The following is an 11,695-nucleotide window of genomic DNA, read 5'->3' on the forward strand; positions in this document are numbered from 1 at the left end:
GTTGCGACATGTCAGGAATGTTTTGAAGCTGAAATGATGATTGAGAGCCTTAAGTATGAAGTAGAGGATGAGGTTGTTCTCAACAAGTTCATGCTTAGCGAGGCAGAGAATCAGGAGCTCAAGCTGAAGTACGCGAAGGTGTACGGAGTATCTGAAAGTGAACTCGATCTTTACCCAATGATATTCATTGGAAAAGATGCCTTTACCCCGTTAAATACCACTCCTGACAGTGTGCTGGAAAGTATGATCAACTACTCTCAGGAAGAGCGAGAAACAAAACTTCGGGAGATAGAGGCCCTAGGTGATGATGTCACCCACAGGCTGAACGATAGATACGAGCAGTTCAGCCTCTTCGTCGTTCTCGGGGCTGGTCTGATTGACGGAATAAATCCGTGCGCGTTTGTTGTTCTCATTTTCCTTGTCTCGTATCTTTATTACGTTGGAAGAGGGAGAAACGAGATTTTAGTTGCGGGAATATTCTTTGCCGTCGGGATCTTTGCGGCCTATCTCGCCATGGGAACCGGTCTTCTGGGAGCTGTTGGATACGTCGAGAGCATTTCCAAGGTATTCCAGCTAATCTTCTATCCCGCTATGGCGATCTTCACAGGGCTACTCGCTGTACTTTCGGTCGTTGATTTCTACAGGATGAGATACAGGAACAAGAAGGCGATCCTTGAGCTTACTCCTGGTTTGAAAAAGAAGACACACGAGATTATTAGAAAGAACGCGAGGGCGAAGACCATATGGATCGCATCGCTCGTAACTGGAATTCTCGTTTCTTTTGTAGAGTTCATGTGCACCGGTCAGGTTTACCTTCCCACGATCGTCTATATTATAAACAGCTCCGGCGTAACTGGAAGGGCGCTGGGATTCCTTGTTGCTTACAATCTAGGCTTCACAGTTCCGATAATTGCAATCACGCTGATAGCTTACTTCAGCTCGTCGACGAAGAGGATTCAGGAGTTCATGACGTCCACGCAGGCCGCAGCGAAGATAAAACTGCTAATGGGAGCTCTGTTCACAGTTTTCTTCGTAATAATGCTAAATATCACCCTGAAGACGTTTAGTCTGATATGATCTAGATAACCATACGGATCCCGTATAGATTGAAGAGATTCTGATCTCAAGCGTTGGTAAGCATTAGATCTTTTTCGTAAGCAGAACAGATTGTCTACACTTCTCGCGAAGATTCAACTATGAAAAAACAAGGGGCATTTTGCCCCTTGTTCAAAATGATCTCGATCGATTCCTCAGCAGAAACCTACCGATTGTATTATTCGTCGTCCTCTTCGTCGTCAGAGCCATCTTCAAGGTCCTCTAAAGAAGTATCGTCTTCCTCGCTGGAAACTTTAACGGCTTCTTCTTCGGTAGTAACTTTCTTTGATTCGATTGCAGCCGCTTCGAGGCCCTCTCGACCCTCGAGGATTGCATCTGCCATCGTATGTACTATTAGCTGGATCGCTCTTATAGCATCGTCGTTTCCCGGGATGATGAAGTCGATTACGTCAGGATCGCAATTAGTATCGGCGATTCCGATTACTTTTATTCCCAGTTTGTTTGCTTCCGCAACGGCAATCTCTTCCTGTTTCGGATCAACGATGAAGATAACGTCGGGAAGCTTCTGCATTTCCTTGACACCGCTGAGGTTTTTTCTCAGTTTGTCGAGTCTCTTGTTTATCATGCTCTGCTCTTTCTTAGGCAGGGCAGAAAGCTTTCCAGACTCTTCCATTTCTTCGAAGTTCTTCAGAGCTTCGATTCTTTTCTTTATCGTGGTGAAGTTCGTTAAAAGACCACCGAGCCAGCGGTTGTTTACGTAGAAAGAGTCGCATCTCTTGGCTTCTTCCTCGACGATCTGCTGAGCCTGTCTTTTCGTACCTACGAACAAGAAGGTAGCCCCTTCCTGAGCGGAGTTTCTGACGAAGTCGTAGGCCTCTTCGATGAGCTTCAAGGTCTTCTGCAAGTCTACGATGTAGATACCCTTTCTTTCACCGTAAATATAGGGTTTCATCTTGGGGTTCCATCTTCTCGTCCTATGTCCGAAGTGAACTCCGGCCTCGAGAAGCTGCTTCATTGATACTACCGACACAAATACACCTCCGTTTTGGTTTTCCTCCGGCTTCGCCGTCGATCGACCCCCGCAATGAGGGCACCGGGACCGAATGCGATTATTGCCGTGTGTTATCCTCGTCTTTGACGAGATCTCTGTATGTGTACCTTTTTGCGTTCAACCATAGGTCCTCGAGAGAATAGAACTCTCTTCCCTTCTTACTGAAAATGTGGACGATGAAATAACCACCGTCAATCACCATCCAGTTGTAACCCTTGCCTTTATCGTAGTAGATAATCTCTACGGCTTCCCTTTCAATGTATTGCAGTATCGCCTCCCGTAGCGAGTCCATATGAGGGTCGGAATTTGCCGTAGTCACCACGAAATAATCTGCAAGGTTTGACACCTTCGAGACATCAAGTATTACTATGTCTTCTCCAAGTTTTTCGTCAATTATCTCAGCAATTTCCTTAACTACTTTATCCAAGATTGATTCCCCCATTAAAGACACGTTCTCAGTTCTCCGTCGACCGTCCGCCTAATTCACAAAATTCTCCAGCCCATTTCACTGATCATGAATAGACACTTGCCCACGAACGAATAGCCGAACTTCCTTTCCTAACTTCCTTACTACTCCTGAAGGTCCCTTTGATGGACACAGGACTCATCGAGGAGGTACTCTCTGAAGATCACACTCCCCGGTTCAAGCAGGACTCAGTAGATTTCTTTCGCTTTCATTCCAGAGTAGTAGCTTCAACTCATATGTTTCATACAATGCCTGTTTCATCTATCATGTTACACTAATCGTCAGATTTAACTCTATTCAACTGTGACGCTCTTTGCTAGATTTCTAGGTTTGTCGGGATCAAGTCCCTTCTTGACGGCGACATAGTATGCAAAGAGCTGTAGATAGGGTGACATAACGAGCGGATAAATTGGATCCAGAACTCGCGGTACCTCTATTCGGCTGTTTACCGACTTTGCTACTTCCTTGTCATTCTCGGAGCACAGAGCCAGTACCTTGGCGTCTCTGGCCCGTGTCTCCATGATATTTGAAATCATCTTCGACTTCAGTTCGTCTTCGGGGACAATTGCAAAGACCGGGAAGTCTTTGTCAAGCAACGCAATCGGCCCATGTTTCAGTTCTCCGGCCTGATAACCGCTGGCGTGAATGTAGCTTATCTCCTTGAGCTTCAAAGCTCCTTCAAGAGCGGATGCGTAGCTATATCCTCTACCTATGTACATGAAATGCTTATAATCCGAGTGTTCGGCCGCCAATCTCTTACACTGCTCGTCTGCTGTTGGGAGAGTGTTTTCGAATACGGTGGGCATTCCTTCCAGCTCGTTTACGATCTTCGGGATGTCGAACCCGCTTCTACCGGCAATGTCGGCAATGGCCGCTCCCAGGAGAAGCAAGACCGCCAGCTGGGCAACATAAGTCTTAGTGGCAGCAACACCTATCTCGGGACCGGCATTTATGTAGATTACCGCATCGCTTTCTCTTGAGATAGTTGACCCAACGACATTTGTAAGTGAAATGATCTTTGTTCCAAGCTTCTTTGCTTTCCTAATGCCCTCAAGAGTGTCTGCCGTCTCTCCGGATTGTGAAATCGCGACCACAAGATCGCTAAACCCTTCCCGCAATCTTCTGTATCGAAATTCTGAAGCGACTTCAACCTCTGCTCTTATTTCTGTATAGTCCTGGAGGAATCTTTGAAAGACCAACCCGGCGTGAAAACTCGTACCACATGCAAGAATAGTGAGCGATCTGGCCTTCTCTATTTCCTCTCTTAGATGCTCGATCTCATTGAAGTTCGGCACGCCACCCCGTATCCTGCCCATCAGGGCATTCCTCAAAGTCTGGGGCTCTTCGAATATCTCCTTAAGCATGAAGTGCTCGTAACCGCTCTTTTCCGCAGAGTCTTCACTCCAGGTTATCCTGGTGGAGGGTTTTCTGACGCTCGTTCCGTCCATTCTGGATATGCTTATGCCTTCCGGGCGAATAACCACGAACTCTCCATCATCGACGAAGTATACATCTCTTATATACCTCAATAAAGGTGTGACATCTGAGGCGAGAAACCCGCTCTCCCCGGTAGATCCTACAACGAGAGGACTGCCCTTTCTTGCTGCGACAATTACGTCGGGATGATCCTGATGAACTACGCCGATAGCGTAGGCGCCTTCAAGATCCAGCAGAGCATGTCTGACTGCGGAAATTATATCTCCCGAATAGTGTTCTTCGATGAGATGGGCGATAGTCTCTGTATCAGTCACAGATTTGAAGACATGCCCCTTTTTCTCGAGATCGAGACGAAGAACATCGTAGTTCTCAATAATCCCGTTGTGCACAACTGCAATCTTTCCGGTGCAATCCGTATGAGGGTGCGCATTGAAATCGGAAGGTCCCCCGTGAGTTGCCCATCTGGTGTGGGCAATACCCTGAACTACACTCGAGTCGAGATCGTCCCCAAGAAGCTTCTCGAGGGATGAAATCATCCCAACGGCCTTCATTACCCTGAGACCGTCACGACTGTTAACTGCGACGCCGGCAGAATCATAACCCCTGTATTCGAGCTTTTTCAAGGCATCGACAAGCTTCCTTATAGTAAGGTCTTTCCCTACCATCCCGACTATTCCGCACAAATCACTTTCCCCCGAGTTTCTCTTCTAGCTTTTTTATCAAGTCGCCTTTCACTCCCTGGTAGGCGACTCTGATTGCATTCTTTATTGCAAGGGCGTTTGAATTTCCATGAGCTTGACAACCGCTCCCTTGACTCCGAGAATGAATGCCCCGCCGTATTCGCTGGGATCCATCGTTTTTTTCAGTCTTCCGAGCGCACGTTTGAGAAAGAGAGCACCTATAATTCCAAAAAGACCGCTCTTCTTGATCTCTTTCTTAAGCGTGGCGGAAATCAACTTGCCCGTTCCTTCCATAGTCTTCATCGCGATATTGCCGTCAAACCCGCTGCAAACTACGACATCAACGTCTCCATAATTGATGTCGCGGCCTTCGACGTTTCCCGCAAAGGAGTCGCCCAGATCATTCTTGAGATAATCAAAGGCAAGTTTCGTGAGTTCCGTTCCCTTCTCCTGCTCTTCTCCGACATTGAGAAGCCCTACCTTCGGTTTTTCTCTCCCCATGAGTTTTGCGTACTCATAACCCATGGTGCCGAAATCCCTCAAGTGTTCTGCCCTCGCCTCGGCATTTGCTCCCGCATCGATCAGTATGGTGAAGCCATTCTTGGAAGGAACAAGAACCGCAATTGCTCCACGATCGACGCCCTTGATCCTGCCCACGACAAAGAGCGCCGCCGCAAGCACTCCACCGGTGTTACCTGCAGATACCAGAGCATCTACATTCCCATCTCTTACTTGAATAGCTGCCTTGTACAGAGAAGTCTCTTTCTTCCTCAGCAAAAGAGAAGGTTTCTCCGACATTGGAAAAACCTCTCTGGCATCTACTATTGAAATTCTTGAGGTTTCAGGAGATTCTTTTATGAGAGGTTTGAGATCCTCTTCTCTGCCTACCAGTAATATTTTGAGATCCTGAAACTCCTTCAAAGCAAGAAAGGCACCGTCTACGTTGACCTGAGGAGCATTATCTCCACCAAAGGCATCGAGGGCAATTCTTATGCTTTGCATTTATTACTCACCGATCTCAAGAATCTGTCTTCCTCCATAGTAGCCACAATGTAGACAAACCCTGTGTGGCTGTTTTGGTTCACCGCAGTTTGGGCACGTAGAAACAGCGACCTTTATTGAGCTATACATTTTTGCTCGCTTCAAGTGGGTCCTGCTTCTGCTTCTTTTTTGCTTTGGAACGGCCATGCTAATCCCTCCAATATCTAACTCTTCAATTTTCCCTTAAGCTCAGCTATCGCTTTGTGCCAGCCATCAGGCATTTCTTCCTTCTTCTGGCAAGAATGATTTGGCTCCTCGTTAAGATCCGCTCCGCAAAACGGACAAAGACCTGCACAATCCTTTTTACAGAGAACCTTCTGAGGAACCTCAACAATTATAGCCTCAATTACTCGATCTGACAAGTCCAAAAGATCGCCTTCAAGTGGCAAGAGATTCTCCAAATCATCCCCTGCGCCTTCTCTTACTAGTGGAAGAGAATCCCTTTGCACATATGTTGCCTCAACTGTTCCTTCAACTGGAATGGATACTACTTTCAGACAGCGGGCGCATCTGTCTTCTACGACGGTTTTTACGGAACCGGTAACGATAATCGAATCTTTATCTTTGTAAAGCTTGATGTGCACATCTACGTTGCTCAAGAGCTTGATCTCATCGGTGAAACCCGGATCCAGAACTAAATCTATAGTCTTCTTGAATTCGAAACTGTTGAGATCAACAATCAACTCATGAATCTTAGCCATACAAATCACCTCTGTGCCAGCAAATACTACAGCAAGGGTATTGCAAAACACTCTCGTTTCAATGAAGATAAGAAGAAAATTTCTTCATTCTGGATAGCAGATCTCTAGAGATCAAGTCGATATCGTCGGGACTCCTTTCCAGGGGATCTCCCAGTTTGATTTCGTCGACCTTAGAGAACCTATCTTGTACAAGTATTATATCCGTTGAAAGCCTGGCTGCCTCTGAAGGATCGTGAGTAACCATGATGATGCTGATTTTCCTGCCAGTCCATAATTTCTGAATATCTTCGATGAGTCGATCCTTTATCACGACATCAAGAGAGTTGAAGGGTTCGTCCATGAGAATCAGATCGGGGTTGAATGCGAGTGCTCTCGCGATATTCAGTCTCCTCCTCATTCCACCGCTTAGTTGTGAAGGATACTTATTCTCATGACCTTTTAGGCCCACAAACGAGAGGTACTCCACAGGATTGGATTTTGGAGACACTATCGAGATGTTCTGGAAGGCGTTCAGCCATGGAATCAATCTGTCGTCCTGGAAAACAAATCCCAGCCTCTCGCTTTGGAGCTCGACCCTACCTGCATCCGGTTTCAGTATACCGCTTATCATTCTCAAAAGAGTCGTTTTTCCGCACCCCGAGCTTCCAAGAATTGTGAGAAAGAAATCGCCTTCAACAGAATAGGAGAATCTGTCTACTATTGTTTCTCCGTCGAAAGCCTTGCTGAGATTGCTAACTCTTAAGAGCATACCGGCTACCCCTTTTGATGATCATGTCGAGAAGCCTTTCCGTCAAAATACCCAGAACAACAAGAACAAGTGTATACGCGAAGACCCTTTCTATGTTTATGGAGTATTTTGCGTCTGACATTGCTCTTCCTATCCCTGATGCTCCCACCATAAACTCGGCTACCGCAACTGATTTCCACATTATTCCTATTCCCGCTCTCATGGAAGATACGATAAAAGGAAATGCAGAAGCGAGATAGATCTTTCCGAAGACTGTATTCCTGGGAATCTTGTAAATCTTGGCCATTTCGACAAGCTTCTTATCCACGTTTCTTACGCCCTCTGCTATGTTTATTGTGAAGATCGGAAACAAGGTAAGGAATACTATATATACAGGGGAGGAGAAGCCAACTCCCCACCAGAATATTGCCAGGGCCAGCCACGACACAATTGGTATAGATTGCAGGATAACTACTATCGGCTTAATCAGCTCATATAATACATCGATTAGTCCCATAACGAAACCAACAGCAAGGCCAAGACCCAGCGCAATGAACAATCCGAGGAATGCCTTTGCGCAAGTTTCCGCGATGTCCGACCAACCCTTCCTGCTCGAGATGATTCTTAGAAATTCTTCCATTGTCTCTAACGGGCCGGGCAACAACAGGTCGCTCGAGACTATTGCAGATGCGATGAACCACCCCAGCAGCAGAAAGCCTACCGAGACGATTGGGGCCAACGTCCTCTTTCTAGAAGAAGAGAGCATCGATATCGAAATCACCCGTTAGCTCTGGATCAAGTTCCTTGAGTCTATTAAGGTAGATCGCAATGTCCTCTCTCGCATCTTCGGCCGTCAAAAAGAGGAAACCTGCCGTATCCATTGCCTTTTGCAGTACCGGTGCAGGGAATCCGCCCATCTTTTCCGATACGGTTGCAGCGGTTTTTTCCCTGTTTGTAAGAGAGAGATTCATAGACTGCTGATACAGAAGCAGGAACGACTCCGCAACGCCTCTGTCGAGAGTGCCGCTGACGAATATTCCCGATGTGGGGATGTTAATCCTCTGTTCGTTGAAACTCTCCCAAAGATCTTCTATTGGCATCGATCTTATCGAACCTTGCACACGTGTTTCGGCAAGCGATGCGAAGGGCTCGGGCACGAGAATTACCTTGGCCTTGCCCCCGGCGAGCAACTGAACTGCCTCTGCCCCACCGACATAGACAATATCCAGGTCTCTTCCGACTTCGTATCCCTTCGACTCGAGAGCACCGCGAAGGATAGTATCTGCAGTCTGTCCCGGTGCCTGAAGAGTATATACTTCTGTATCGACCAGGTCCTCAATGTCTTCTATCGTCTTTTCTGTAGATATGAAATAGAAACCGTTCCACATGCTGACGGCTGCTAGCTTTATGTCTACACCGGACGATGCGAGTTTAACCCCTACAGTGACGGGAAGAAGGGCAATTTGTGCCTTTTCGGTAACCATCATCGAAATAGCCTCATCTACGCTTCTCCAGAGATTGATCTCGAGACCGGGAATCTCTTCTGATAAATTAGAGGAGAGCAGCTCGGCTATCGGAATCAACGTTGGGCCTACTGGATTGATGTAATTCACCCCAAAAGAAAAGAGAGTGATGAAAAGCAGAGTTGACACTGCAACGAATTTCCTCATTAAGAACCACCTCCATACCCAATTATACACTGAATTAGCGTCTCCGACGACGGCTTATCAGCTATGAAGGCCAAATTGAGAGCCCGGAGCCGAATTTGCGATCTCAGCGTGCTTTTTTCTCCCGCAAAGGCCAAGATCGCCCTCTATGAGGAGTTTGGTAATTTGAGCTCTGAGTGGTAGAATAATAGCGACATCTCATGCGAAGGGGGGAACAGAATGAACAAAAAAGAACTCATCGCTGAAATCGCTGAGAAAACAGGTGTTACTAAGAAGGATGCTGGAAAGACCCTTGACACGGTGATCGACATCATCGAGAAGACTCTTTCAAAGGGTGATGTCGTAAGACTTGTTGGCTTTGGCACATTTATGGTGGCGTCAAGGAAGGCCAGAAAGGGTGTCAATCCGAGAACCAAGAAGCCCATCACTATACCGGGCGGAAAAGTTCCGAAATTTGTACCTGGAAAGGAACTGAAGGAAAAGGTAAAATAGTGTCGTGGACTCTGCGGCGGCCGGAGTTGCCGCCGCTTTTGTTTTGGAGTGAAGGATTTGAAAGGATTATGGTTTTTTCTTATTGCCTTGATCATTGTTGTGGCCTTGGGTTCTTTCTTTAATATCTATTTTCTGAAGCAGTTCGGCGATGAAATGATTTCTAGCCTAAGCACGAGAGAGATCGAGAGCAAACTTCAGCAGATGTCTGAAAGAGTCTCCCTCCTTAACACGAATTTAGATTCTCTTTCCTCTGTTGAAGTGAGAGAGGATCTTTCGAGAATCATTACGGACTTTGAAAGAATAATCGCAGATATTAACTATGTCTCGAACTCCTTGAGCAGTACTCCCGTGCTTGATTCCATCGCACAGCTTTCCTCAGATTTGAAGCTGATAAAGAGATCCATCGACTCACTGGACAGTGGAGAAAGCGTCGACTATTCGACTCAAATTGAAGGGGTACGGGGAAAGATCGTATCTCTCGAGTGGCAGGTTGAAGAGCTGAAGAAGCTGCTCGAATCGAGCACAGCTGATCTGAAGAAAGCGGTCATGAATGTTAACGCGTTTTCAAGTCAGGCTGATCAGTCTTATAAAGAGGAAGTCGGAAAAGGCGTTCGCATAAGAATAGAATCGGGCTTCAAGGGGAGCAGCATTCTTCATGACAGCGATATCCTGATGATCTTGAACGAGTTATACGCTCTGAGGGCCACGGAGATCTCGCTCAACGGTAAGAGGATAATGCCATACACATATGTACGCTGTGTAGGCGCAACTGTTATAATTAATGATGAACCGACTCAAATTTCGCCCATTGTGATAGAGGTTTTGGGCGAGTATGATTATCTTGTTTCCGGTCTGGGTCTCTTGAAGGAGTTTTTTGCAGGCAGGGAGATTGACATGACTTTTCTGCCTCTTGAATTTATCACTATTCCCGCGGGAGGGGGTTGATTCAGTTGAGAAAAAGTGCCCTTCTATTTCTTCTGGTACTTATCATGGTTTTCTTCACGGGGTGTGACTTCCCGTTTATTACGAGGGATGATTTTACCCAAAGAATGGATGCGCTCGAACAAAAAATCGATTCTCTGGCAGCTGGCCAGAAGAAGCTTGCCCAGCTAGAGGATGCCGTCGAGGAGCTTGCTTTCAGGATAAATTTCGTTCAGGCAATTGAACCTACATATGCCGGTTATGAAGAACTTGAGGCTGTTAGGGCGGAGCTTCAGATAATCAAGAACATGCTTGCCGAGTCGGTTATAGATTCAGCATCTTCCGCAGCGATCGTTAAAACACTCTACGACAAAATCGACGGAGTTCTAACCAGTACTGTGGAAAACAACATAATTACTCGGGAAATCGATGACCTGAACAGAAAGGTTCAGGCGCTTGAATCACTAAACTCTTCGAGGTACTCGGAGTTAGTTCAGAGAATCTCCGAGATTGGCACTTACGATAGTTCCATTGACGAGGCGAAGTATGAAGAGCTGCTCCAGAGGATCGAGGAGATAAAGAGCGCAGAAGTTGTCGTTGTACAGCAGGAATCCGATGAAGATGATCGCAGGTACGAAGAACTCGTTAACAAGGTTGAGGAGCTCGCCGCCAGAACCGATATCTCCGTTCTTGACAGCGCTAAGTATGATTCCTTGGCAAGAAGACTTGCCGAGCTGGAGCAGACCGTAGGTTCATCTGTGATAGATTCTGAGGTCTTCAACGAACTCGTTTCTAGAATAGACGAAATGGATTCCAGAACGCGCGAACTCGCCGATAATCTCCAGAGCATTGAGCGGCAGGAGGAGCCTGAAGAGAAGAACTTTGTGACGATGGCCACTTTCCTGGGAGAGATTTCCGATATAAGAAGCAGGCTCGGTGCAGCCGCATACGAGACAATTGAACCGACTTCCCATGTATCTTACATTGTTAAATCGGGCGATAACCTGTGGAGCATTGCTCAAGCGTATGGGGTAACGGTGGAACAGCTTAAGGCGATGAATCCTGAAATCAAGAACTGGGATCTGATCTATCGTGGCGATGAGATAAAGATCCCGCTTTCTTTGGACAATCTCATGGCCAAGGCTTCCATTGCCACTCATTTTGGACTGAATCTTGGCGTGGATTTTCTTGTGGATTCGATAGAATCTAATTTTGGAAGCTACGACTATGGTTATGCAAATCCCGGTATGGACCTTACCGTGCCTCCAGGCTCAAGAATCACGGCTTTTCTTCCGGGAAAGGTCATACTTTCGGAAAGAGTAAATGATTTGTATGGCGAGATGGTTGTGGTGGACCACGGAAACAACATGAAGACCGTATACGCGCGTCTGGGCAGCCGCATGGTTATGAAGGGTGATTTTGTTAGGGTTGGGGATACTATCGGATCGGCCTCGGA

General features: G+C 46.7%; 12 protein-coding genes and 1 pseudogene. 4 read left to right on the plus strand and 9 right to left on the minus strand.

What is annotated here, in order from left to right:
* A partial coding sequence (locus tag BG32_RS05530; protein WP_121526544.1) for a cytochrome c biogenesis CcdA family protein occupies window positions 1-1,077 on the plus strand: 1,077 nt, incomplete at its 5' end.
* A gap of 196 nt (window positions 1,078-1,273) precedes the next feature.
* Here BG32_RS05530 and rpsB read toward each other — a convergent pair.
* The 9 genes and pseudogenes from rpsB to BG32_RS05575 form a co-directional block, all read right to left on the minus strand.
* Window positions 1,274-2,086: a 30S ribosomal protein S2 gene (gene rpsB, locus BG32_RS05535; protein WP_121526545.1), complete on the minus strand. Its 813-nt coding sequence runs from the start codon at window positions 2,084-2,086 to the stop codon at window positions 1,274-1,276.
* Window positions 2,087-2,165: 79 nt separating this feature from the next.
* Window positions 2,166-2,534: a ribosome silencing factor gene (gene rsfS / locus BG32_RS05540; protein ID WP_259459540.1), complete on the minus strand. Its 369-nt coding sequence runs from the start codon at window positions 2,532-2,534 to the stop codon at window positions 2,166-2,168.
* 332 nt (window positions 2,535-2,866) lie between these two features.
* A complete protein-coding gene (gene glmS / locus BG32_RS05545) occupies window positions 2,867-4,693 on the minus strand; it encodes a glutamine--fructose-6-phosphate transaminase (isomerizing) (protein ID WP_121526547.1) in 1,827 nt (608 codons plus the stop codon).
* Between the two features lies 1 nt (window position 4,694).
* Window positions 4,695-5,683 (minus strand): annotated as a pseudogene (plsX, locus tag BG32_RS05550) (phosphate acyltransferase PlsX).
* A 12-nt stretch (window positions 5,684-5,695) separates the two neighbouring features.
* Window positions 5,696-5,878, minus strand: coding sequence for a 50S ribosomal protein L32 (rpmF, locus tag BG32_RS05555; protein ID WP_014730134.1), 183 nt, complete (start codon window positions 5,876-5,878; stop codon window positions 5,696-5,698).
* Window positions 5,879-5,895: 17 nt separating this feature from the next.
* Entirely contained in the window at window positions 5,896-6,432 is a 537-nt protein-coding gene (locus BG32_RS05560; RefSeq protein ID WP_121526548.1) for a DUF177 domain-containing protein, read from the minus strand.
* 58 nt (window positions 6,433-6,490) lie between these two features.
* Window positions 6,491-7,180, minus strand: a complete 690-nt coding sequence (locus BG32_RS05565; RefSeq protein WP_121509655.1) for an ABC transporter ATP-binding protein — start codon at window positions 7,178-7,180, stop codon at window positions 6,491-6,493.
* A complete protein-coding gene (locus tag BG32_RS05570) occupies window positions 7,164-7,940 on the minus strand; it encodes an ABC transporter permease (RefSeq protein WP_121509656.1) in 777 nt (258 codons plus the stop codon). Before BG32_RS05570 ends, BG32_RS05565 begins: the two co-directional genes overlap by 17 nt.
* Entirely contained in the window at window positions 7,909-8,829 is a 921-nt protein-coding gene (locus tag BG32_RS05575; protein WP_121509657.1) for an ABC transporter substrate-binding protein, read from the minus strand. The genes BG32_RS05570 and BG32_RS05575 overlap by 32 nt, the downstream gene beginning before the upstream one ends.
* A gap of 216 nt (window positions 8,830-9,045) precedes the next feature.
* Between BG32_RS05575 and BG32_RS05580 the strand changes: the two genes are divergently transcribed.
* From BG32_RS05580 to BG32_RS05590, 3 genes are all read left to right on the plus strand, one after another.
* Window positions 9,046-9,318 (plus strand): HU family DNA-binding protein, encoded by a 273-nt coding sequence (locus BG32_RS05580; RefSeq protein WP_006491697.1) that lies wholly within the window; start codon window positions 9,046-9,048, stop codon window positions 9,316-9,318.
* 48 nt (window positions 9,319-9,366) lie between these two features.
* A complete protein-coding gene (locus BG32_RS05585; RefSeq protein WP_121509658.1) occupies window positions 9,367-10,263 on the plus strand; it encodes a DUF881 domain-containing protein in 897 nt (298 codons plus the stop codon).
* Between the two features lie 5 nt (window positions 10,264-10,268).
* Window positions 10,269-11,695 (plus strand): peptidoglycan DD-metalloendopeptidase family protein (locus BG32_RS05590; protein ID WP_121526549.1); only part of this gene is annotated, 1,427 nt, incomplete at its 3' end.

The sequence above is a fragment of the Mesotoga sp. HF07.pep.5.2.highcov genome (assembly GCF_003666285.1).
GTDB classification, from domain to species: domain Bacteria; phylum Thermotogota; class Thermotogae; order Petrotogales; family Kosmotogaceae; genus Mesotoga; species Mesotoga prima.